Origin of the sequence: Rickettsiella endosymbiont of Miltochrista miniata (assembly GCF_964031245.1) — a bacterium.
GTDB lineage: Bacteria > Pseudomonadota > Gammaproteobacteria > Diplorickettsiales > Diplorickettsiaceae > Aquirickettsiella.
Genome location: NZ_OZ035017.1, coordinates 616,688 through 636,597 on the forward strand (window position 1 = coordinate 616,688; position 19,910 = coordinate 636,597).

At 34.0% G+C, this 19,910-nt stretch carries 20 protein-coding genes; 17 read left to right on the top strand and 3 right to left on the bottom strand.

Translation table 11 applies throughout. The features are described from left to right. The 12 genes from AAHH40_RS02810 (at position 1) to AAHH40_RS02865 (ending at position 12,533) form a co-directional block, all read left to right on the top strand. Positions 1–990, top strand: coding sequence for a glycosyltransferase family 2 protein (locus AAHH40_RS02810; protein ID WP_342220602.1), 990 nt, complete (start codon positions 1–3; stop codon positions 988–990). Between the two features lie 111 nt (positions 991–1,101). Then, positions 1,102–3,234 (top strand): DUF6311 domain-containing protein, encoded by a 2,133-nt coding sequence (locus tag AAHH40_RS02815; protein WP_342220603.1) that lies wholly within the window; start codon positions 1,102–1,104, stop codon positions 3,232–3,234. 99 nt (positions 3,235–3,333) lie between these two features. Then, the gene (locus AAHH40_RS02820; RefSeq protein WP_342220604.1) at positions 3,334–4,293 is read left to right on the top strand and encodes an NAD-dependent epimerase/dehydratase family protein; all 960 of its coding nucleotides are present in this window, start codon (positions 3,334–3,336) and stop codon (positions 4,291–4,293) included. Further along, positions 4,290–5,612, top strand: a complete 1,323-nt coding sequence (locus AAHH40_RS02825) for a nucleotide sugar dehydrogenase (RefSeq protein ID WP_342220605.1) — start codon at positions 4,290–4,292, stop codon at positions 5,610–5,612. The genes AAHH40_RS02820 and AAHH40_RS02825 overlap by 4 nt, the downstream gene beginning before the upstream one ends. Next, positions 5,596–6,459 (top strand): SDR family oxidoreductase, encoded by an 864-nt coding sequence (locus tag AAHH40_RS02830; RefSeq protein WP_342220606.1) that lies wholly within the window; start codon positions 5,596–5,598, stop codon positions 6,457–6,459. The genes AAHH40_RS02825 and AAHH40_RS02830 overlap by 17 nt, the downstream gene beginning before the upstream one ends. A 1-nt stretch (position 6,460) precedes the next feature. Continuing rightward, positions 6,461–7,450, top strand: a complete 990-nt coding sequence (locus AAHH40_RS02835) for a Gfo/Idh/MocA family oxidoreductase (protein ID WP_342220607.1) — start codon at positions 6,461–6,463, stop codon at positions 7,448–7,450. Further along, on the top strand, positions 7,434–8,417 hold the full coding sequence (locus tag AAHH40_RS02840; RefSeq protein ID WP_342220608.1) for a hypothetical protein: 984 nt from the start codon (positions 7,434–7,436) through the stop codon (positions 8,415–8,417). Before AAHH40_RS02835 ends, AAHH40_RS02840 begins: the two co-directional genes overlap by 17 nt. 1 nt (position 8,418) lies before the next feature. Next, positions 8,419–9,111: a sugar phosphate nucleotidyltransferase gene (locus AAHH40_RS02845; RefSeq protein ID WP_342220609.1), complete on the top strand. Its 693-nt coding sequence runs from the start codon at positions 8,419–8,421 to the stop codon at positions 9,109–9,111. A gap of 208 nt (positions 9,112–9,319) precedes the next feature. Beyond that, entirely contained in the window at positions 9,320–10,063 is a 744-nt protein-coding gene (locus AAHH40_RS02850; protein WP_342220610.1) for a class I SAM-dependent methyltransferase, read from the top strand. 30 nt (positions 10,064–10,093) lie between these two features. Next, positions 10,094–10,690: an SIS domain-containing protein gene (locus AAHH40_RS02855; protein WP_342220611.1), complete on the top strand. Its 597-nt coding sequence runs from the start codon at positions 10,094–10,096 to the stop codon at positions 10,688–10,690. Positions 10,691–10,754: 64 nt separating this feature from the next. Beyond that, positions 10,755–11,468 (top strand): transaldolase, encoded by a 714-nt coding sequence (locus tag AAHH40_RS02860; protein WP_342220612.1) that lies wholly within the window; start codon positions 10,755–10,757, stop codon positions 11,466–11,468. A gap of 18 nt (positions 11,469–11,486) precedes the next feature. Further along, positions 11,487–12,533, top strand: coding sequence for an MraY family glycosyltransferase (locus tag AAHH40_RS02865; RefSeq protein WP_342220613.1), 1,047 nt, complete (start codon positions 11,487–11,489; stop codon positions 12,531–12,533). Positions 12,534–12,683: 150 nt separating this feature from the next. On the opposite strand, the gene AAHH40_RS02870 is transcribed toward AAHH40_RS02865, so the two are convergent. Continuing rightward, positions 12,684–12,875, bottom strand: coding sequence for a hypothetical protein (locus AAHH40_RS02870; RefSeq protein ID WP_342220614.1), 192 nt, complete (start codon positions 12,873–12,875; stop codon positions 12,684–12,686). Positions 12,876–13,085: 210 nt separating this feature from the next. Between AAHH40_RS02870 and AAHH40_RS02875 the strand changes: the two genes are divergently transcribed. Genes AAHH40_RS02875 through AAHH40_RS02885 form a run of 3 tightly spaced genes read left to right on the top strand, consistent with a single transcriptional unit; the run spans position 13,086 to position 16,359 of the window. Further along, entirely contained in the window at positions 13,086–13,922 is an 837-nt protein-coding gene (locus AAHH40_RS02875; RefSeq protein WP_342220615.1) for a DUF692 domain-containing protein, read from the top strand. Then, complete coding sequence (locus AAHH40_RS02880) at positions 13,906–14,688, top strand: DNA-binding domain-containing protein (RefSeq protein WP_342220616.1); 783 nt, start codon at positions 13,906–13,908, stop codon at positions 14,686–14,688. Before AAHH40_RS02875 ends, AAHH40_RS02880 begins: the two co-directional genes overlap by 17 nt. Continuing rightward, the gene (locus tag AAHH40_RS02885) at positions 14,689–16,359 is read left to right on the top strand and encodes a CTP synthase (RefSeq protein ID WP_342220617.1); all 1,671 of its coding nucleotides are present in this window, start codon (positions 14,689–14,691) and stop codon (positions 16,357–16,359) included. Positions 16,360–16,370: 11 nt separating this feature from the next. Here the strand turns inward: AAHH40_RS02885 and AAHH40_RS02890 are convergent, their stop codons facing one another. Continuing rightward, the gene (locus AAHH40_RS02890) at positions 16,371–17,261 is read right to left on the bottom strand and encodes a class I SAM-dependent methyltransferase (protein ID WP_342220618.1); all 891 of its coding nucleotides are present in this window, start codon (positions 17,259–17,261) and stop codon (positions 16,371–16,373) included. A gap of 192 nt (positions 17,262–17,453) precedes the next feature. On the opposite strand from AAHH40_RS02890, the gene AAHH40_RS02895 reads away from it, so the two are divergent. After that, a complete protein-coding gene (locus AAHH40_RS02895; RefSeq protein ID WP_342220619.1) occupies positions 17,454–18,263 on the top strand; it encodes an ABC transporter permease in 810 nt (269 codons plus the stop codon). Between the two features lie 13 nt (positions 18,264–18,276). Next, positions 18,277–19,020: an ABC transporter ATP-binding protein gene (locus AAHH40_RS02900; RefSeq protein ID WP_342220620.1), complete on the top strand. Its 744-nt coding sequence runs from the start codon at positions 18,277–18,279 to the stop codon at positions 19,018–19,020. Positions 19,021–19,077: 57 nt separating this feature from the next. Here AAHH40_RS02900 and AAHH40_RS02905 read toward each other — a convergent pair whose 3' ends face one another. Then, positions 19,078–19,896, bottom strand: a complete 819-nt coding sequence (locus AAHH40_RS02905) for an FkbM family methyltransferase (protein WP_342220621.1) — start codon at positions 19,894–19,896, stop codon at positions 19,078–19,080. Between the last annotated feature and the right edge of the window lie 14 nt (positions 19,897–19,910).

Genomic DNA, 19,910 nt, shown 5'->3' on the forward strand with positions numbered 1-19,910 from the left:
ATGGAAAAATTTGATGTAGTTACAAAATTGTCAGTTGTGGTCCCGATATATGAGGAAGAAAAAAATATTATTCCCTTTTTAGATCGTCTACAAAAAGTTTTAGACGGTTTAATAATAAATTATGAAATAATATTTTGCCTTGATCCTTCCTCAGATAAATCTGAAATAATTATTAAAGAACAAATGAAATATAATTCTGCAATTAAATTGATTTTATTTTCGCGTAAATTTGGCCAGCCAGCGGCAACCATAGCAGGTATTCTAAATTGTAAAGGAGAAGCATGTGTGGTCATAGATGTAGACCTGCAAGATCCACCTGAATTAATTAAAGATTTGTATCATAAACTTAATGAAGGGTATGAAGTTGTTTATGCAACTCGCCGATCCAGGAAAGGGGAATCCTTGCTAAAAAAAACTATAGCCTATCTTGGCTATATATTAATTGCTAAATTAAGTGAGGTACATATTCCACGTAATACCGGGGATTTTAGAATAATTTCGCGTCGCGTGATTGAACAATTACGACAGTTACATGAAAAACATGGATTTCTAAGAGGGTTAGTTGCTTTTGTAGGTTTTAGTCAAACCTATATAGAGTTTGATAGAAATCCAAGATTATTCGGTAAAAGTAATTATAATCGATATTTAGGAGCCTTTAAACTTGCTATAAATGGCCTTATAAGTTTTAGTACTCGCCCATTACAGATAATGTCTATAATAGGTTTTTTTATTGCTTTTTTTGGATTTTGTTTAGGAGGTTTTTTTCTATTGCAAAAAATAATTGGCGTGAACTTAACGCCTGGATTATCGACAACTATTTTAGCAATTACATTTTTTTCAGGGATTCAATTATTATTTTTAGGTTTAATGGGAGAATATATTGGCCGTATCTACGACGAAGTTAAATGTAGGCCAATGTATATCATCGACACTATTTTTGAAAAAAACAAGGCTAATGTATCATATATAGTTGAGAAAGTTGAATCATGATTTTTATAATCTTCTATAAGTAAATTATAGCTTTGTAAAGTAAATTTTAAGTATTTCTAAAATTAACAAAATAATTACTAAATATAAATATTTTTAACAAGGTCATCTTTCTTGAATAAAAGTAAAAGCAACTATCAATTATTTATACCAATTTTAGTAGGCACTACTGCATTTATAATTGTTACCGGAGGAAAAATTTTATGGCCCAATAACCTTAATTGGTTATTTTTAAATGTAGATACAGCAGATGCTTTATACGCATGGCAATTTTATAGAAATACGCCCATATTCCAAAACCCTTTAGGAGCTAATTTCCCATATGGTATGGGCATGGGAGGGGCACTAATCTATGCAGAACCACTTTTTATATTCGCGCTTCCATTTAAAATAATATCATCACTACTACCAACTTCATTTCAATATGAAGGCTTATGGATTTTATTATGTTTTATTTTGCAAGGGATATTTTCATGGAAATTATTAGAAAAAATTACTAATGACTCTTTGATAATTTTTTTTGGATGTATTTTTTTTGTTTTCTCTCCCCCATTGATTTGGCGCTTACATGCTTCTATACCATTTCTTGGCCATTGGTTAATATTGGCTGCAATATTATTTTACTTTTCCTCTAAATTTAAAAAATACGCATGGCCAATGCTATTAATGATTAGCAGCCTAGTACATCCATACTTTTTAATTATATTAGTAGTTTTATGGGGGGCAGACATATTAAATCGCTGGCTATTTAAAGAGCAAGATTTTTTAAAATTTTTAAAATACATTATTGTGACTGTTTTAGTACTTTTTTTAACTATATCGCAAGCCGGTTATTTAATATTACATAGTGGTTTTGAAGGTCCCGGATTAGGTATTTATCGTATAAATTTATTATCTTTAATTGATCCAACGGACGGACTAGGTTTTACTAGTTGGTCTCATATATTGAGGAATCAGCCAAAAATAACAGGAGAATTTTATGAAGGATTTGTGTATTTAGGTTTAGGCATGATTATTTTAAGTCTGTTTGCATTAGCTAAATTAATTCATCCAAAAAATTTTAAAATTATTTTTTGTTCCAAACGTATTATTTCTCTATTATGTATTACTTTTCTACTATTTATGTATTCATTATCCACACATATCGCATTTGGAAAACATGAGCTATTTGAATATCAACTTCCTAGAATATTTAGTATATTTAGAGTTTCAGCACGTATGGCGCTTCCTTTTTATTATTTAATATATTTAGGAATTTTCTACTTAATTGTTAAAGGTTATAAAAATTCAATATCAAGAATATTAATTTTTATTTCGCTGGTATTTCAAATTGCAGACTCATCTGCTATATATAAAAATTTCAAAACAACTTTATCCTATTCCGCTCCTTACATTTCGCCATTAAAATCAAAGATTTGGATAGACGTTGCTAAAAAATATAAAAAAATAATTTATGTATTTCCAGAATTTAATTATAACTTACTTTCTCTTATTCATTATGCAGCGTTTAATAAATTAAATATTAACATAGGATATTTTGCAAGAATCGATTACAAACAGCTTAAAAAATCCAAAGACAATTTACTTAATACTTTTTTAAGCGGTAGGTTAGACAAAGATGCTATATATATTATTAATGATTCACCTATGCGAAAAATAGTTAGTAGCATAAAAATGAATACTTTTTACAAAGTAGTTAAAACGGATGGTTTCTATATATTATTACCCAATGCTCATGGTGTCTCAACTCGGGCGGACAGAGTAGACTGGTTAGACTACAAACAATATGAATATGGCACAAAAATTTTTTTTAGACAAGATATAAATAATAATTTTAAAAATTATTTAATTTTAAATACTGGTTGGAGTTTCCCCGAAGATCAAGGAATATGGACTGATGGAAATAATGCAAATTTTTTTATAAATTTACCTAAAAAAACTTATTCAAACTTAATATTAACTATAGAGGCTTTACCTTTTCTATGTTTAAAGCACCCAACACTAACTGTTGACATTCTAGCAAATCATAATTTGATTGGACATTTATATTATAAGTTAGATAACTTATCTAATATAAAGAAAATAATAATTTCTAAAAACCTCATTAAAGATGTCAAGATTTTAAATCTTGAATTTATTTTAAAAAAACCTATTGCTCCAAATGAAGTTTCTTTAAGTTCTGATGCTCGTAGGTTGGGACTTTTTTTCTCATGGATATCTTTTGATGAGTATAAAATGGATTTATGAAAAAATTTACTGAACTTATTAACTTATTTTTATTAACTTTTTTACTTGTATGGTGTTAATTTTTTTTAAGACTTTCTTTTATCTCAAAAAGGAGTTTACATGAACTATGTTGTAACAGGCTGTGCGGGATTTATAGGAAGTCATTTAGTAGACCGACTACTGATACAAGGGCATCAGGTAGTGGGTATAGATGATTTATCTACAGGACATATGGAGTTTTTACAAGTAGCCAAACAATTCTCTTCTTTTAAATTTATTTTTGCTGATTGTCTTGATAGAAATGCTTTGCTAGAAACTTTTCCAAAGCAATGCGATGCCGTGTTTCATTTTTCTGCTAATGCCGACGTTAAAGATGGAATTAAGCATACCAAAAAAGATTTAGAACAAAACACAATTGTGACCTTTAATATTTTAGATGCAATGCGAGTTAATGGAATTAAAAAAATAATTTTTCCATCCACGGGATCGGTTTATGGAGAAGCTGATATCTTTCCTACTCCAGAAAATGCACCATTTCCCATACAAACCTCCCTGTATGGAGCTTCTAAAGTGGCTGCAGAAGGTTTAATTCAAGCTTACAGTGAAGCTTTTAACATACAAGCTTATATTTTTCGTTTTGTATCAATTTTGGGTGAACGATATACACATGGGCATGTCATTGATTTTTATAAAAAATTAGAAAATGATTCTAATCAGTTAGAGATTTTAGGAGATGGTACTCAAGCTAAGTCTTATTTGTATATACAAGATTGTATTGACGCTATTTTTTTAACGTTAAAAAAAACTGATAAAAAAATTAATATATTTAATTTAGGTACAGACGAATACTGCCAAGTTAAAGATTCTATTGCCTGGATTTCTAAGGAATTAGGTGTGATGCCTGAATTAAATTATTTAGGTGGTAAAAAGGGATGGATAGGCGATAACCCTTTTATTTACTTAGACTGTAAAAAGATTCGTGAATTAGGGTGGCAACCTAAGTTTAGTATTCAACAAAGTATTATCAAAACCTTAAATTATTTAAGAAGAAATACCTGGCTAGTAGAGGCAAATGCATGAAAGTGGCTGTAGTGGGTTTAGGGCATCTGGGTTGTGTTACGGCGGCTTGCTTAACAAAGTTTGGGCATACTATAATTGCATATGATGAGGATCCTCAAGTAGTCGCTAACTTGAATCAAGGATTTCCTCCAATTTATGAACCCGGATTGAACAAACTTATTATTGATGGAACAAGTAATAATATCCTAGAATTTACTAACATACCTCAGAAGTTAAAAGATTTAGATATTATTTGGATAACCTATGACACCCCTCTGAATGATTTGGGTCAGGGTACTGTGAATGAAATTATAAATAAAATAAGTACTCTTTTTCCTTATTTTAAACAAAATTCATTAATTATTATTTCTTCACAAATACCAGTTGGCACTACTCAAAAAATAAAAACCTTTTTTTTTCATGATTACAATGACAAACAGGTCGATTTTGTTTACTCGCCAGAAAATTTACGTTTAGGTAAAGCAATAGATTTGTTTTTAAAACCTGATCGTTTAATTATGGGTATTCAGTTGGAATCTAATAAAAAAATTATTGAAAATTTATTACTTCCCATTGTTGATAAAATACTTTGGATGTCAGTAGAATCAGCGGAAATGACTAAACATGCTATCAATGCTTTTTTAGCAACTTCGATTGTTTTTATTAACGAATTAGCTACATTATGTGAATATTATGGTGCAGACGCACATTCAATAACGCAAGGCTTAATGACAGATATCCGAATAGGACCTAATGCTTATTTAACACCAGGGAGTGCATTTTCAGGCGGGACCTTAACTCGAGATATTCATTATTTAATTCAACTAAGTGATGCTTGCAAAATAAATTTTAATTTCTTTCAAGAAGTTTTGCAAAGCAATCAAAGACATATTTCTTGGATACAAACAAAAATAACTGAAAATATTAAAAGTCTTAAAGGTAAAAAAGTGGCTATTTTGGGATTAGCTTACAAACCAGGAACGGACTCTATAAGGCATTCTTTTACCATTAATCTTAGCTTATGGTTTAATACACAAGGTGCGATTGTTAATGCTTATGACCCTGTTATAAAGCATTTAACTTCTGATTTAGAACGGATCATTTATCTACAAAAAGATATTGATTCCGCTCTTTATGAAGCCGATATAGTTGTTATAGGAACTGAATGCCCAGAGTTTCTGAATATTAGAATAGATCAATTGGGCTCACAACTACCAATGCCCTATTTATTCGACATGAATGGTTTTTTAAGTCAACAATTAGAGGGTGAAGAAGCTATTAAGTATTTTAAAGTAGGCGGATGTAATAAAATACAACATACTAATGAAATTATTAAATAAAAAGGCGATTATCAGTGGCGCCAGTAAGGGGTTGGGAGCAGCTATCGCTAGAGCTTATGTAGTTGCTGGCGCTAGTGTGGTCATTTGTGCCAGAAATAATATCGAACTATTAAAAAAACAAGCTGAGTTACAGACTATTTCTTTGGGTAGCAAAGTAATAGCTATCCCTACTGATATCTCATCACCAGAACAAATAGATTATTTAATAAGAATAGCCGAAAAAGAGTTGGGTGGAGTAGATATTTTAGTTGCGAATGCTGCCATTTATGGACCTAAAGGACCGCTTGAAACACTTGATTGGCAAGCATGGAGTGAAGTGATAGATATTAATTTAAAGGGTACCGTCTTACAATGTAAAGCGGTAATTCCTTTGTTTAAAAGACAAAAAAAGGGAAAAATTATTATTATTTCAGGTGGTGGAGCAACTAAGCCAATGCCGAATTTTACTGCCTACGCTGCTTCCAAAGCAGGTGTTATTCGCTTTTCTGAGACTTTGGCAAATGAGTTACAAAAATTTAATATTGATGTGATGGCTATTTCCCCAGGCGCATTGAATACAGATTTTTTAGATGAGGTGTTGCGTGCTGGACCAGAAAAAGTAGGTGACAAGTTTTATCAAATTTCACTTAAACAAGCTAAAACAGGCGGCTCGTCGCTAGAATTAGCGGCAGACTTATCAGTTTATCTGGCCTCCGATGCTGCTGATGGTATTACGGGAAAATTAATTAGTGCCGTTTGGGATCCTTGGAAAAATTTACATGAATATTATCCAGAAATTGCTATGACGGATATTTATACTTTACGTAGAATTAAACTTGAAAAACTTAAAATTATGAGGAATATATAACATGAATGTTGCAATTATTGGCTGTGGATTGATCGGTAATAAGCGTGCCCAATATCTAAAAGGTGGAAATTTACTGTATTGTGTTGATATAAAAATTCAAAAAGCTCAAGCTTTGGCCAATAAAAACCCTGGTTGCCAAGTTCTATTGAGTTGGCAGGAAGTTATGATTAAACCAGAAATAGATATTGTTATTGTTGCCACGACACACGAGGTGCTTACTGAGATTAGTTTAGCGGCTATTGAAGCTGGAAAAAATGTTTTAATTGAAAAACCTGGTGCCCGATTTAGTAAAGAATTAGAACCCGTTATTAAAAAAATGAAAAAATCAAATGTCATTGTAAAGGTTGGATTTAATCATCGCTATCATAAAGCTTTATTAAAAGCCTACGAAATATATCAAAGAGGTGAGTTAGGCGAATTAATGTTTATTAGAGCTCGTTATGGTCATGGAGGTCGAATAGGTTATGATAAAGAATGGCGTTCGATTCCTGAGTTATCAGGGGGTGGAGAATTATTAGATAAGGGAATACACTTAGTTGATCTTTCGCGTTGGTTTTTAGGCGATTTTACTGAAATAAGTGGATTTGCTCACACTTATTATTGGGACAGACCTGTGGATGATAATGGATTTATTTTATTAAAAACTGCAACTAAGCAAACTGCTTTTTTACACGCCAGTTGTACAGAATGGAAAAATTTGTTTTCCTTTGAGATTTATGGAAAAAAAGGGAAACTAGATATTCAAGGATTAGGCGGAAGTTATGGGATAGAACGTTTAAGTTATTATAAAATGTTGCCACATATGGGTCCTCCTGAAACAAGTATGTGGGAATATCCTATGGGTGATGATTCGTGGCAGTTAGAATTTTCTGCTCTTTTAGATGATATCAAAAATCGACGTTCAACTAATCTTGGATTACAAGATGCTCATGCTGCTTTAACGATTGTAGAAAAAGTTGCACAAGGGTCGGGTTATGCTTATCACACGTAGCCCCTTAAGAATTTCTCTTGGTGGTGGAGGAACAGATTTACCTTCTTATTATCAAGAACATGGAGGTTTTTTAATTGCAGCAGCAATTGATAAATATGTTTATATCACTTTACATCAAACTTTTGTGGAAGAATTAATTATAAAGTATTCCAATTTAGAAAAAGTTACCAATACTGATGATATACAACATCCCATTATTCGCGAATCCTTAAAATTTATTGGTATAGAAGCGACTCATCTTGAAATTTCCAGTATGGCGGATATACCTGCAGGAACAGGATTAGGATCCTCGGGTAGTTTTACTACCGCACTTTTGAAAAATCTTCATGCTTTTAAAAAAAATTTAATTCATCCTCAGGATTTAGCCGAGCAAGCCTGTCATGTTGAATTAGAACGTTTGGGAGAACCTATCGGAAAACAAGATCAATACATAGCGGCTTATGGTGGATTAACCTGCTTCGAGTTTTTATCAGAGGGTAAAGTTAATGCTTTCCCACTAAAGATAGCCTCTGATACACTTTATCAACTTGAGGATAATTTATTGTTATTTTTTACCGGATATTCACGTTCAGCCTCAACTATACTAAAAGAGCAGGATGAAAAAAGTAAAAATAATGATCGAGAAATGACCGAGCATTTACATTTTATAAAAGAAATAGCTTTTGAAAGTAAAGTGGCTTTAGAATCATGTAATTTAATTAATTTTTCTAACTTGATGAATAAGCATTGGATACATAAACAGACTCGATCCAAAAATATGAGTAATGAAAAAATTACTCAATGGTATGAATTGGCGCTCAATAACGGCGCTTTAGGTGGAAAATTAATTGGTGCAGGTGGGGGAGGTTTTTTGATGTTTTTTGCAGATGATAAAGTTCTCTTACGTCGAGCTATGCGTGAAACTGGGTTGCAGGAAGTCCGATTTCGTTTTGATTTTGAAGGTACAAAATTAATCGCGCAATCTTGAAATGATTACATTATTTCCTATCGTTATTTTAGCAGGAGGATTGGCTACTCGTTTAGGTGTACTATCACAAACTACTCCTAAATCTTTAATATTAGTGCATGAAGAACCCTTTATTGCTCATCAATTACGCTTACTAAAAAGCCAAGGATTTAAAAAAGTGATTTTATGTATCGGTTATTTAGGAAATTTAATTCGAGCATATGTCAAAAATGGTAAGCAGTTTGGTTTATCGGTAACATACTCGGAGGATGGGGAACAATTGTTAGGCACAGCGGGCGCACTATATAAAGCTTCATCCTTAGTACCTGAAAGTTTTTTTGTTTTATATGGTGATAGTTATTTAATGGTTGATTTTAAAGTCATTCAGAAAGCCTTTGAAAGGCAAAGTAAACCGGCGCTAATGACTGTTTTTAAAAATAATAACACTGGCGATATTAGTAATATCGAATACGGTGGAAAACATATTATTAAGTACGATAAAAAAAATAAAACGATTAATATGAATTATATCGATTTCGGCTTGTCTTTATTTAAAAAAAATATTTTTAATTCTTTAAACCCATTTTATGATTTAGGTGATCTTTATAAAAAATTATTAATAGATAACCAATTGGCAAGCTACGAGGTTTTTCAACGTTTTTATGAAATTGGCTCAATTGACGGTTTAAATGAATTTAAAAATTTTATTAAATAGAAAACAGTTTTATGTCCAAAGGTTTTAAATGTCTAAAAAACTTCCCAGAATTAAGTGAAGAGAAGCACAAGAATTTTTTTATTTAGATTTTTAACGTTTATTTGATGAAATTTTTGTATAAGCCTTATTTTTAAACCAAGATAAAAATTAATTTTAAAATATTAATTAAACTAGATTTTGATGAATTCTTAATCAACGGATAATACTCATGAACAAAAGCTCAGTGGATAAATGGCCTAAACAGTTCCCAGAGTTGACCGAAGAACAAAAGTGGATTCGTGATGATTTTGTAAAATATTTATACACAATTTTTCCAAAAAAATTTACTTTTCTTGAGCGTTTTAATAATAACTATATCATTAAAAATAGACCTGTAACATTTACTAAAACTTTAGAGATTGGTGCAGGCTTAGGCGAGCATATTTTTCATGAAAAACTTTCAAACATTCAGCGACAAAACTATGTTGCCCTTGAATTGAGAGAGAATATGGCAAAAGGTATACGTTCTAATCATCCTGATGTTCAAGTTTGGGTAGGTGACTGTCAAAAAAAGATTCCTGCACAAGATCATGAATTTGATCGAATCATTGCATCGCATGTATTAGAACATCTCCCGAATTTGCCTAAAGCAATTAAAGAAATATATCGAATATGCCATAAACAACATGGAGTTTTTTCTGTTGTTATTCCATGCGAGGGTGGATTTGGCTATTCTATTGGAAGAAAGATTTCTGTGCAAAGGATTTTTGAAAAACGCTATCAACAATCCTATAAATGGTTTATTGAACGCGAACATGTCAATGTACCTAAAGAAATTTTAGATGAAATTCTACCTTATTTTACATTAGAGTCGCGTGAATTTTTTCCATTAAAATTCTTACCTTATACCTGGTGTAATATTTCTATAGGGTTAAATTTTCGACCCAAACAGCATTTTGAGCTTGAAAGCTAGCGTTTTTTATTCAATTAAAATGGATTTTTTATGTTTTCAGAAAAATTTCTAATCGAAACTAAACAAATTATTGATAGACTAGATTTAGTATGTATTGAAAAAATAGTAAATTTATTACTAGAAATACAACAAAGAAAAGGACGCTTATTTTTTTTAGGAGTAGGTGGAAGTGCGGCTAATGCTTCGCATGCAGTGAATGATTTTAGAAAAATTGTAGGAATAGAATCTTACACTCCAACCGACAACATCGCTGAATTAACAGCACGTGCCAACGATGATGGTTGGAAATCGGTTTTTTCAAACTGGTTGGCAGCGAGTCATTTGTCTGCCAAGGACATGTTATTTGTTTTGTCAGTGGGTGGAGGAGATATAGAAAAAAATATTAGTCCTAATCTTGTTGCGGCTTTAGATTATGGAAAAGAACAAGGTGCAAAAATAGTGGGTATTTTGGGTAGGGATGGCGGTTACACAGCAAAACTCGCAGATGCTTATGTATTAATTCCTACCGTTAATGTCGATCATATTACTCCCCATGCTGAAGCGTTCCAAGCCGTGATATGGCACTTAATGGTTGCACACCCTAAATTAAAAACCATGACCACAAAATGGGAATCTGTGATGGCATAATTGCGTTATTGCTAACGCGGAAAATATTGCCTGTCTTTTTCTCTTCAATTAAGGAGTAGATTGGATGAAACTTGAAGATTTAGTTGTTAAATTATTTGCTGACGGAGCAGAGATAGTCACCATGTTGGATTTATATAAAAATCCTTTGATAAAAGGTTTTACAACCAATCCTACCTTAATGAAAAAATCTGGCATTACTGATTACCGAAAGTTTGCTTTAGAGATTTTACAAGCTATTCCCGACCGACCGATTTCGTTTGAAGTTTTTTCTGATGAGCTAATTGAAATGAAACGCCAAGCATTGGCTATCAATGCATGGGCAGAAAATGTTTATGTTAAAATCCCAATTACGGATAGTTATGGTAAATTTACTTTCGCATTGATTGAAGATCTTGCTCAGCAAGGTGTCAAACAAAACGTAACAGCATTGACGACGCTAGAGCAAGTAGTAAAAGTAAGCCAGGTATTAGGAACCAATACACCGGCGTATATTTCTGTATTTGCTGGTCGGATTGCAGATAGCGGTATTGATCCAGTGCCATTGATGGCTAAGGCTGTCGAGCTTTTAAAAGATAGGCCGAATCAAGAGCTAATTTGGGCGAGTCCCAGAGAAGTGCTTAATATTATTCAGGCTGATAATATACACTGTCATATTATAACCTTGACCAATGATATTTTAAAAAAATTAGATTGGATTGGAAGAGATTTGACCGAAGTTTCGTTAGCAACGGTGAAAATGTTTAGAAATGATGCCATAGAGGCTGAATTTGTATTATAAAAAAATGAGATTAAAAAAATGTTTGATTTGCTTTCTGCAGGGCTAGCTTTCTGCATTACTGTGTTCTGTATTCTTTTATTACGCCCATTAGCATTACGTCTCGGTTTAATTGACACACCGGATATTCGCAAACAACATCAAGGAAATATTCCCTTAATTGGCGGTTTAGCGATGTTAATGGGTTTATTGGTCGGGCTATTAACTCTACCAATTTCACTACAAAATTATCGTAGTTTTATTGCTGCTTCCGCTTTATTAGTCTTTGTCGGTTTCTTAGATGATTTTAAAGAATTATCAACGAAAAGTCGTTTTTTTGCGCAAATTGTTGCAGTTTTATTAATGATTTTTTGGGGAAAAAATTATATTGTACATCTAGGTAATTTGATTTTTTTTAAGGATATTCATTTAGGCTATTATACTAGTTTAATAGTGACATTGGTTGCCGGACTGGGAATTATTAATGCTATCAATATGATAGATGGTGTGGATGGTTTAGCGGGAACTTTAGTATTAGTCGAATTAATCCTATTGATGGGTTGCGCGATAATTACGCAGCATTTTTCAGCTACTATGTTGCTACTATTATTGGCAGCTAGTGTTATAGGTTTTCTTTGCTTTAACTTTCCTTTTCCAGGGCGTGCACATGCGCAAATATTTATGGGTGATGCGGGGAGTATGTTATTAGGTTTTGGTTTAGTGTGGTTTTTAATTGAACTATCGCAAAGCACATTTCGACCGATAACACCAGTGACAATGTGTTGGATAATGTCGGTGCCATTATTTGATGCGACTGCAGTGATGCTTTATCGCTTAATAAAAGGACAATCCGTTGTTTTTTCTGATAGACAACATGGGCATCATCTATTATTAGCGTTAAATTTTTCTCCTTTACAAATTAATTTACTTTTCGGCTGCGCAAATTTTGTATTAGGTTTAGTCGGTTTATGCGCTTTTTATTATCAATTTAGTGAAAGCATGATGTTTATTAGTTTTTTAATGCTGTTTATTATTTATTTTTCCGCTGTCAATTATTGTCGCAAATCGTTAATAAAAAATTCAAAATAGTTTATTTTTTGTGCGCTTATTGATTGAAACTTAAAAAATACTTGCATTCTTTTACAATTATGTATAAAAACTAAGTGTCACTAGCTGTTCTATAGTGTAATGCTATAAGCAGTGGATTAGTGACAGAAAAATTTTTCTTATCCATTTTTATTACAGGGGATAGATGATCATGATCATGAAAAAGTCAGGTTTAGTTATTGCTGCCGCTGCAGCTGCTATATTCTTGTCTGGTTGTGCAACAGGTGCGCGAAACATACCAGAAAATACACCAATCTGTGAAACACCTTGTGCAGCGCCATGCGCAGCGCCATGTAATACATGTAAATGTATGAGCCGATGCAAGCAAGTATGTCCTCCAAAACATCGTAGACATCACCGCCACCATCGCCGTTGCAGAACTGCTGAAAATGCAACCAGTCAATTGAATGGATAATAATTAGTTAGTCTATGACATAATGGCTGTTCATCAGCTATGTGACTGTGTACAATAAAAGCCGCGTAACAATACGCGGCTTTTTTTTATTAAAAGATTTTTTATAGGTTAATACCTTAATGGATGCTTTTTTAGGTTTTGGTCTTGGTTTACGTACCCAACATTATTCTTACATTTTAGAACATCGTCCTGAAGTAGATTGGTTTGAAGCGATTACTGAAGACTATTTAGTACCTGGCGGAAAACCACTGCATTATCTTAATCGTATACGCGAAAACTATCCCTTAGCGATGCACGGGGTTTCTTTGTCGATAGGAAGTTGTGATCCGCTTAATACAGAATATTTAAAAAAGGTAAAAATATTGGCCGATAAAATACAACCGGCTTGGATCTCCGATCATTTATGTTGGACAGGGGTTGATGGATTAAATGTGCACGACTTATTGCCACTCCCTTATACCGAAGAAGCGTTGAAACATGTGGTTGATCGCGTGAAACAAGTACAAGATTTTTTAGGCCGACAGATTTTATTAGAAAATGTTTCAAGTTACATAGAATATTGCGATTCTAATATAACCGAATGGGAATTTTTAACCGCTATAGCCGAACAGGCAGACTGTTTTATCTTACTTGATATTAATAATATCTATGTCAGCTCTGTAAATCATCATTTCGATCCGTTAGACTATTTAAATGCGATCCCTGTTCATCGAGTACGACAGTTCCATTTGGCCGGACATAAAAATTGTGGGGATTATATTATTGATACACATGACGCGCCGATTATCGATGGTGTTTGGTCTCTTTATGAGCAAGCAGTAAAGAGATTTGGCAGGGTTGCTACCATGATTGAACGTGACGATGATATACCGGAGTTTCCAGTTTTATTCGCCGAGTTACAACAGGCCAAAAAGATCGCAGAAAATAGTTGGAAAGAAAATGTCTGCATTAGTTAATTTGCAACACGACTTGCAAACCCATTTAATTGAAGAAGATGAGCGGATCTTAAACCGCTTAGTATTGCCAGTAAAAGGTACGATACACGAACGCCTGGCAGTCTATGGCAATGCGTATGCTTGGCGCTTGATAGATGCTTTAGAACAAGAATATGGCTTGTTAGCTAAGCTAGTAGGTGATGAAGCCTTTACTGAACTGGCAGAAGCCTTTATCGATGCATACCCGTCACAGTTTTATTCGATAGCAAAGTTCAGCGAGCCATTAGCGCAATTTTTACGCGAGGATGAAGTTTATTCTGAACAGGCACATTTGAGTGAAATAGCACAATTGATGAAAGCCTTGATCACTAGTTTAGAAGCAGCCGATGCTCCTTGCTTGAACTTTGCTGCATTAGCCCATGTTGCTGAGCAAAACTGGCCGTCCTTATGTTTTGTATTTCATCCTTCAGTGCAATATTTCAACTTTAATTACAATAGTTATGCGATATGGAAAGCTTTGGTTCAAGAAAAATCTGTACCGAATGTGCAAATGACTAACAGCCATTGCGTAGTTTGGCGTAAAGGATTACAGTCCTACGCGGTAGCTTTACCCGAGGCAGAAGCATTAGTCTTAACTCTACTTCAACGAGGCTCTTGCTTTGCAGATGTTTGTGAAGCAGTTTATGATAAAGGCTTTATGAGTGAGTCCCAGGCAGCTAACTTTGTAGGCAATTTATTAGCGCATTGGCTCAATAATCATTTATTTTCGGAGGTTCAACTCTCTTAAATGGCGACACGATATATATTCATTACCGGTGGCGTAGTTTCTTCCTTAGGAAAAGGTATTGCTGCGGCTTCCTTAGGGGCCATTTTAGAGTCTAGGGGACTAAAAGTTAGCTTGCTAAAGTTGGATCCCTATTTAAATCTTGATCCAGGCACTATGAGTCCTTATCAGCATGGCGAAGTGTTTGTCACTGAAGATGGGGCAGAAACCGACTTGGATCTAGGTCATTATGAACGTTTTGTACGCGCCAAAATGACTAAGGACAACAATTTTACCGCGGGACAGATTTACGCCCGCGTATTACGTAAAGAACGCCGTGGTGATTACTTAGGTGGCACCGTCCAAGTTATTCCACACGTCACTGATGAAATCAAACAAGCTATTTTAAAAGGGGCGCATGGAGCGGATATTGCTTTAGTCGAAATTGGTGGAACGGTCGGAGATATTGAATCGTTACCGTTCTTAGAAGCTATTCGTCAATTACGTATCGAACTGGGCAGCCAATTTACCTTATTTATTCATTTAACCTTAGTTCCTTATATTAGTACTGCTGGTGAAATTAAAACCAAGCCTACACAACATTCCACCAAAGAATTACGCTCGATTGGTATACAAGCCGATATGCTTATATGTCGTTCCAAAGAAGAAATTCCGGAACATGCTCGCGAAAAAATTGCTTTATTTACTAATGTTGAACTATCCGGTGTCATTTCCTTGCCGGATGTGAATAATATTTATCGGATACCTTTACTGCTGCACCAGCAAAGTGTGGATGAAAGGGTGTTGCAGCGCTTTGGTTTGAAAGATTATCCGCCCGCCGATTTAAAAGCATGGGCAGAAGTGGTTGCGGCTAAAGAAAATCCTACCGCCGAAGTCAAAATTGGTATGGTTGGAAAATATATGGGTCTGGCTGATTCCTATAAATCCTTGAGCGAAGCTTTAATACATGCAGGGATTAAAACGCATACGCATGTGAATGTGGTGTATATCGACGCTGAAGCCTTAGAACAACAGGGCGTTAAATTACTTGAGCCTTTAGATGCTATTTTGGTTCCGGGTGGTTTTGGAAAACGAGGAATAGCCGGCAAGATTCTAGCGGCACAATATGCGCGTGAAAATAAGATTCCTTATTTAGGGATTTGTTTAGGTATGCAAACAGCATTGATCGAGTTTGCTCGTCATGTGGCCGGATTAAACAATGCGCATAGTACCGAATTTGATGCCGATACACCTTATCCAGTGGTGGCTTTGGTGACAGAATGGACGACTGCCGATGGTCAACTTGAGAAGCGTGACAAAGATTCAGACCTCGGAGGAACGATGCGTTTAGGTGGCCAAATTTGCTGTCTAAAGCAAGGAACCAAAGTCAGAGAGTTATACGGTCGTGATAGTATTCTTGAGCGCCACCGACATCGTTATGAAGTGAATAATCAATTATTACCTTCATTAGAAAAGGCTGGTTTAATTGTTTCAGGCCGTTCCGAAGATGGGACATTGGTAGAAATGATCGAATTAGAAAACCATCCATGGTTTATAGGCTGCCAATTCCATCCGGAATTTACATCCAATCCGCGCGATGGTCATCCTTTATTTGTCGGATTTGTCGAGGCAGCAAAATTGCAGCATAAACATTTAGCAGAAAGCTCAACCCATTCGCCTACTAGTTTTTTATAAATTAATATTAATTAACTGGGTTTAATACAAGACACCATACACCTAATTCCAAAGGGGTATGCTATCCATTTTCCTAACATTAATTCCATTTCCATAAGAGCAGACAACAATTTATTTTGGCTGGTTCGACGAATTTTCCTTTCCATTAATTGACGCTGTTCGATATCTGGCTTGCTAAGAAGACGTTTATTCCATAGCTTTGCTAAGAAAAAAGCGGGATAAATAAAAGTGCCTAAATGAGAACGATTAGCCAGTGTAAACCCTTGTTTAGTAATTAATTGGCAGAGTTTAGAGAGCTTATATCGGCGAAAATGCATGCAGATTCTATCATGTGCATCATATAAATGGGGGCCTGCGGGTACTTCAAGAATAAGAACGCCGTTAGGCTTCAAAATACGGTAAATTTGTTTTAACGTAGTAAGATCATCTTCGATATGTTCTAAAACATTTAACATGATAATAGCGTCTATGCAGTTATCAGGCAAAGGACATTGCAATATGTCAAAGCGCAGCAATGGAATAGTAAGTCGCTTAGATAATTCTAAAAGGGGCTTATAAACTACATCTGCACCAATGAGCGTAGCATGAGGAAATAATTGATTTAGCTTTTGTAACATATAGCCAGATGAACAACCAATTTCTAATATGCTAGGCTTAGTTAACGACACCAAGTTTTTTTTTAATTGATAGAGCGTATAATTTCGGGACGCTTGATCAATAAAATGATTATCTCCGGCGGCATTTTCGTGATACAAGGTGAGATCATCATTCCAACCAGCATTATTAGTGCTGTAATGCAGTACTTTGGTTCGTTCATCGCCGACCTGAAAATCATGGCCGGTCCATATTGGATATGGGCCATTTTGCGTCAGTGGGGGCAATTGAAAAGGTAGTAGCTCCATTGTATATTTCCTTTTAGATAAATAAGCTCTCAACGGGTATTTGCAATTTTACAGGAAAATTTTTTTTCCTAAAATAAAACCTTTAAATGAAACTGTTTTTATGATCTCTACCATGCATGTTGACGAGATATGTTGAGCTGAGTATATTCATGGCTTAAGTTTTATGAATTTAAAAAACATAATAGCAGAATTATGGCTAAATCCGCATTGTATGAAAAATATGATCTTGCTTGGGATGATATTACAGAAGGCTTGAAATCTTGGCGAATTTGGCTGCTACTTGCTTGGCATGAGGTTAAGCTACGTTATCGTCGATCAACCCTAGGTCCTTTTTGGATCACTATCAGTATGGCGATTACTATCTATAGTATGGGGGTACTTTATGGCCATTTATTCAAGATGGATTTAGCGGTTTATTATCCTTTTCTTGCAACTGGTATTCTGGGTTGGAATTTAATTTCTTTGATTGTTAATGATGCGACCATGACGTTTGTTAATGCAGATCAATTTATCAAACAGATGAAACAACCTTATTCGGTATTTATGATGCAGTCTGTCGCACGAAATTTTATTATATTTTTTCATAATATTTTGGTGTTGGTTCCCCTCATATTATTTTTTCATCTTAAAATTAATGTGAATACACTATTTATATTTGTGAGTTTATTGATACTCTGGATCAATGCAATTACTTATAGCACGATACTCGCTCTTTGGGGTACACGGTTTCGTGATATACCTATATTGGTAGCCAGCTTAATTCAAGTGGTTTTTTTCTTAACACCCATCATGTGGTCACCTAGTATTTTACCAGAACGGTATCATTTTATTATTGACTATAATCCATTTGCACAATTCATGGAATTATTTAGAAATCCTTTATTAGGCAAATTACCTTCAAATTATACGTTAATGACGACATTTGGTTTGACTATGCTAGGGATTTTTTTTGCATTTATAATATTTAGCCGTTACCGCGCTAGAATTGCGTATTGGTTATAATGAGTATTTTGAAATGGCATTAATACAACTCAATTCGTTATCTATTGATTTTCCTATTTATCATTTAAATGCGCGTTCTATTAGAAAACGGTTTTTGCGCCTGACAGGTGGTGCTTTACGTAAGGAAACAGCTCATACGGTTATCGTTAAGGCTTTAGATAATATTACATTTACTTTAGAACATGGTGATCGAGTTGGACTTATTGGTCATAATGGCGCAGGAAAAAGTACTTTATTACGTGTATTGGCTAAAATTTATGAACCAAATCAAGGAAGCATACACATTCAAGGTAGAGTATCTCCTCTTTTGAATGTCATGTTAGGAATTAACCCTGAATCTACAGGCTATGAAAATATTTTAGTGCGCGGAATTTTGTTAGGTCTTAGTCAAAAAGAGATTCAAGCCAAGATGCAGGAAATTGCAGATTTTACTGAATTAGGCGAGTATTTATCAGTACCCATTCGTACTTATTCTACTGGAATGCAATTACGACTAGCTTTTGCTGTTGCTACTTGTATAAAACCAGATATTTTATTAATGGATGAAATGATCGAAGCTGGAGACGCTAACTTCAAAAAGAAAGCAGAAGGACGGTTGAATGAATTTATTGAACAATCCAGCATCATGGTGTTAGCATCACATTCTAATGAGACTATCCAAAGACTCTGCAATAAAGTGGCGCTCTTGGAAAAAGGAAAACTTAAATACTTTGGTCCTATCGAAGAAGGATTTAAGGAATATGGTAAATTAGGTTAAATATTTTAGCTTAATGCATAAAAGATGAAGATTGGGTAAATAATATCAAATATATTTTTAAGCTATTTGCGACTGTTTTAATCTCGAGAAATTTTGTAAATTTTGTAATAACTCATCTTTATTAAATCCAGCAACGAGATTTAAGTATTTAAATTTAATAAGATGCTCATGAGCAATAATATGAAAATTTTTGGGACAACTAAAATCTAAGAAAGAGTAATCTTCAATGGCAAAAATATAAGGAAAAATACTTAGTAAGCGTTCGCGAAACTCAGGTAATGTAATTCGTTGCATCACATTAAGGCACCAATGGTTCATCTCAAGATATACGGTTGGGTTAAACTGGTTTAAAATCTTTTTAGCTCCTTCGAGCACAAACAGTTCATACCCTTCAACATCAATCTTTATAAAGTCTAATCGATCCATTTTAAATGAATAAAATACGTTATCTAGCGTTCTGACAGGAACTTTAACAGTGAATTCCTGGGTTGATAATGGATATGAATCTGATATAAAAGAACCGGCTAAAAATGAATGTAATCCTTGCATTATAGAAGTACCTTCTTTGTTTCCTACGGCAAAATTATATTCTTTAACGTTAGTTGCACCAGAATGAAGTATATTTTTTTTCAGTAAATTAAATGCATTTGGGATAGGTTCAATGGCTACAATTTTACCTTCTTTACAAATATTAGCCAAAGCTATTGTAGTTAGACCAATGTTCGCACCCAAGTCCAATACGTGAAAATGATTTCGGCAAAAAATTTTAAAAAAATCAATAGTGATCTGTTCAAAATGTTCATTTACACCGCCTAAATAAATGGTATCTCCTTCGATAATATATTCTTTTGAATTAATAAAAATTTTTCGCTGCATGCTAAACCCTAAAG

Bases quoted from the DNA above. Each gene is read 5' to 3' on its own strand.
- AAHH40_RS02905 (WP_342220621.1), bottom strand. From the start codon at position 19,896: ATGCAGCGAAAAATTTTTATTAATTCAAAAGAATATATTATCGAAGGA.
- AAHH40_RS02885 (WP_342220617.1), top strand. From the start codon at position 14,689: ATGGCGACACGATATATATTCATTACCGGTGGCGTAGTTTCTTCCTTA.
- AAHH40_RS02865 (WP_342220613.1), top strand. From the start codon at position 11,487: ATGTTTGATTTGCTTTCTGCAGGGCTAGCTTTCTGCATTACTGTGTTC.
- AAHH40_RS02830 (WP_342220606.1), top strand. From the start codon at position 5,596: ATGAAATTATTAAATAAAAAGGCGATTATCAGTGGCGCCAGTAAGGGG.
- AAHH40_RS02895 (WP_342220619.1), top strand. From the start codon at position 17,454: ATGGCTAAATCCGCATTGTATGAAAAATATGATCTTGCTTGGGATGAT.
- AAHH40_RS02810 (WP_342220602.1), top strand. From the start codon at position 1: ATGGAAAAATTTGATGTAGTTACAAAATTGTCAGTTGTGGTCCCGATA.
- AAHH40_RS02845 (WP_342220609.1), top strand. From the start codon at position 8,419: ATGATTACATTATTTCCTATCGTTATTTTAGCAGGAGGATTGGCTACT.
- AAHH40_RS02825 (WP_342220605.1), top strand. From the start codon at position 4,290: ATGAAAGTGGCTGTAGTGGGTTTAGGGCATCTGGGTTGTGTTACGGCG.
- AAHH40_RS02840 (WP_342220608.1), top strand. From the start codon at position 7,434: ATGCTTATCACACGTAGCCCCTTAAGAATTTCTCTTGGTGGTGGAGGA.
- AAHH40_RS02835 (WP_342220607.1), top strand. From the start codon at position 6,461: ATGAATGTTGCAATTATTGGCTGTGGATTGATCGGTAATAAGCGTGCC.
- AAHH40_RS02855 (WP_342220611.1), top strand. From the start codon at position 10,094: ATGTTTTCAGAAAAATTTCTAATCGAAACTAAACAAATTATTGATAGA.
- AAHH40_RS02875 (WP_342220615.1), top strand. From the start codon at position 13,086: ATGGATGCTTTTTTAGGTTTTGGTCTTGGTTTACGTACCCAACATTAT.
- AAHH40_RS02860 (WP_342220612.1), top strand. From the start codon at position 10,755: ATGAAACTTGAAGATTTAGTTGTTAAATTATTTGCTGACGGAGCAGAG.
- AAHH40_RS02850 (WP_342220610.1), top strand. From the start codon at position 9,320: ATGAACAAAAGCTCAGTGGATAAATGGCCTAAACAGTTCCCAGAGTTG.
- AAHH40_RS02820 (WP_342220604.1), top strand. From the start codon at position 3,334: ATGAACTATGTTGTAACAGGCTGTGCGGGATTTATAGGAAGTCATTTA.
- AAHH40_RS02890 (WP_342220618.1), bottom strand. From the start codon at position 17,261: ATGGAGCTACTACCTTTTCAATTGCCCCCACTGACGCAAAATGGCCCA.
- AAHH40_RS02880 (WP_342220616.1), top strand. From the start codon at position 13,906: ATGTCTGCATTAGTTAATTTGCAACACGACTTGCAAACCCATTTAATT.
- AAHH40_RS02900 (WP_342220620.1), top strand. From the start codon at position 18,277: ATGGCATTAATACAACTCAATTCGTTATCTATTGATTTTCCTATTTAT.